Raw genomic sequence first — 2,512 nt, 5'->3', positions numbered from 1 at the left:
CGATCCTGGACATCGTTGACGCTCTCAACTCGCATCCAGCCGTCATGGACCCGGCCAGCCTGAGAAGCCGCGAACAGCTCTCCCAATGCAACCGCGACGAAGCCACCTGCTGGATCGGCCAACAGCTGGCCGAAGCACTCGCGTACGCGCACAGCCGTGGCGTGCTGCACCGGGATATCAAACCCGGCAATATCATGGTCAATCAATACGGAAAACCGTTGTTGATGGATTTCAGTTTGTCGTTGCCGGCGGCGGACGTTTCGGATGATGAGGACGCGGTTTTTGGCGGCACAATCGGCTACATGGCACCCGAGCATTTTGACGCCCTCAACCCCCAACACCCCAGCGGCCCGGATCAAGTCACCGAGCAAAGTGATCTCTATTCGCTCGGGGCGGTGTTGATGGATCTGGCGATCGCGGGGCACGACGACGCCCGGCTTGGGGTGGAGCGAAAAGCCGACGCGGCCGACGCCGAGCAGGAAACCGAAGACGCCGCTTCAAACGTGTTTTCCGATCACCTGCACACCAACCATGCCGAACCATTCGACCCCGCGAGCCGACTTCGCAATGCGAACGTCGCTGCGCCGCTGAGCCGCATCATCTGTCGTTGTCTCCAACCGTGCAAACAGGATCGATATGCTTCCGCAAAAGAACTCGCCGACGCACTGTCGGGTTGTTTCGAATTGCTGCGTGTCGAACGCTCCCTGCCGGCCAAGGGGACGCTGACCACCCTCGCCCAAAGGCACCCGCTCTGGTTCATCTTGTTGTGCACCTGTGTGCCGAACGTGACCGCCAGTTGCATCAACCTGCTCTACATCGGCTTTGTCGTGATCAAAGATCTGACCGCGGCGCAGCAGACGGCGTTTGTTCAGATGGTCGTCGGATACAACGTCGCTGTGATCTCGCTGATGGGCGTGATGCTGCACCGGACGTTGTTCCGCGCCGCGAAGAGCTGGAATACACTGCGCGGCGATCAATTGCTCGGTGCCAGTGAACTCCGCGAAGCCAGGCGGCGGACGCTGAGTTTGCCGTTCTGGACCTTCGTGCTCGGCAGCGTCGGCTGGCTGCCGTTTGCGATCACGATCCCCTTGGGCATGGAACTGCTGGCCGGACCGGTCGACCGCGGTGTGATGTTGCACACCGCCATCGCATTTGTGGTGACGGGGCTGGTCGGGATCGTCACGAATTACTACGTCGTTGCGTTCGTCATCTTGCGAGCCGTTTACACCTCGCTGTGGCGTGACGTTTTTCGCCTACGCGAAACGGCGTCGCAAGAAATCGCTGACGTCCCGGCCAAGAATCGTGTCTGCCAAATCATCGCCGGGTTGACTCCCTTGGGTGCCGCGACGCTATTGATCTTGGTCGGGCCGGAACACTTCACCGCCGACAGCTATGATCAATTTCGTCATACGCTGGTGGTGCTGATCGCACTGGCGATGGCCGGGTTTTGGCTCAGCATGACGGCCACCGCGTTCCTGAACGAGGTGGTTGCGGTGATGACATTAAAATCACATGTCAAAACAGAGCGCGTCTCGGGAAAGCTTATGTCTTGGGTTGGCAGTATTTTAGCAACCGCAACGTGCGCAGCTCCTGCCGAAGCTCTTCTTCGGTCGGGGAATCAAGAGTAGCGGCGACCTCATCGATTAACAATTTGGCAAACTTGTCACGAGCCCGGTGCAACATCACCCGATAGCGATTCGCCGTAAACGGACTGTCGAGCATTCCCTGGACGATCCTCCCTTTTTCAGCCGCCGTCAGTTCTTCGTTTTCGACGTGCGCCCGCAGCACCGCCGCCAGCGTCGCACTGGATTCATCGAGTGCCGTCCAGGTTTTTTGCAGCAACTCGTCACGCCAGCAATCGACGAACTCGCCCTCATCGTCGATCGCGGCGGAGACGTCCTTGCTGGCCAGCGCATCGGACAACGCCTGCGACGATTCCCCGTCGGGGCGTTTGCGGTAGTGGTCCCTGACCAAGTTGACCAGAACGGTCTTCAAATAGTCCCGAAAGCGGCCCTTGCTTGAGTCGGCGTGACGCAAATCGCCACGCAACATTCGCAGTGCCAGCTCTTGAAACAGCTCCTCGGCAATTTGTTCGTTGCCGGTGACGGCGAGCAAATAGCGCCACGCCGCCCCGCAGTAGCGGTCGACCAGGGCGTGGCGCGCCGATGTTGCCGACGTGTCGTCACCGGCGTGCGCCTTGCGGATCAAACTCCAACGGGTCGCGATGTCGCGGATTCGTGTCGGGTTGTCACGGTCCATGGAATTCCACCTGGTTCGTCCATCGCAGCAGCGCAGGACAACACGCTAAAACTCGATCGGCTCGGCTCCGGCACTTGTCAGCAGTTTCTTAAACGTTTCGGGGTCGATCGAATTGGCGATGAACCGGACCGCGCCGTCGCCCATCAGCACGTGAAACCCTCCCGGCCGGTTGCCACCCGTTTTGGCCAGCGGATCGGCAAGGTCAAATTCCATGTCGACCGGTTTGGTCCACGGCACAGCCGCCTCCCGACTG

3 protein-coding genes are annotated in these 2,512 nt (G+C 60.0%); 1 reads left to right on the top strand and 2 read right to left on the bottom strand.

The window, feature by feature from the left end:
• Window positions 1-1,628 (top strand): protein kinase (locus tag ABX749_RS29245; RefSeq protein ID WP_372899153.1); only part of this gene is annotated, 1,628 nt, incomplete at its 5' end.
• On the opposite strand, the gene ABX749_RS29240 is transcribed toward ABX749_RS29245, so the two are convergent.
• Window positions 1,543-2,259, bottom strand: coding sequence for an RNA polymerase sigma factor (locus tag ABX749_RS29240; protein WP_372899152.1), 717 nt, complete (start codon window positions 2,257-2,259; stop codon window positions 1,543-1,545). The two genes, ABX749_RS29245 and ABX749_RS29240, sit on opposite strands and share 86 nt — an antisense overlap.
• A 45-nt stretch (window positions 2,260-2,304) precedes the next feature.
• A partial coding sequence (locus tag ABX749_RS29235; protein ID WP_372899151.1) for a DUF1559 domain-containing protein occupies window positions 2,305-2,512 on the bottom strand: 208 nt, incomplete at its 5' end.

Origin of the sequence: Stieleria sp., from assembly GCF_041595215.1 — a bacterium.
In the GTDB taxonomy this organism is placed as follows: domain Bacteria; phylum Planctomycetota; class Planctomycetia; order Pirellulales; family Pirellulaceae; genus Stieleria; species Stieleria magnilauensis.
This window is presented reverse-complemented; position numbering and strand designations above follow the sequence as displayed.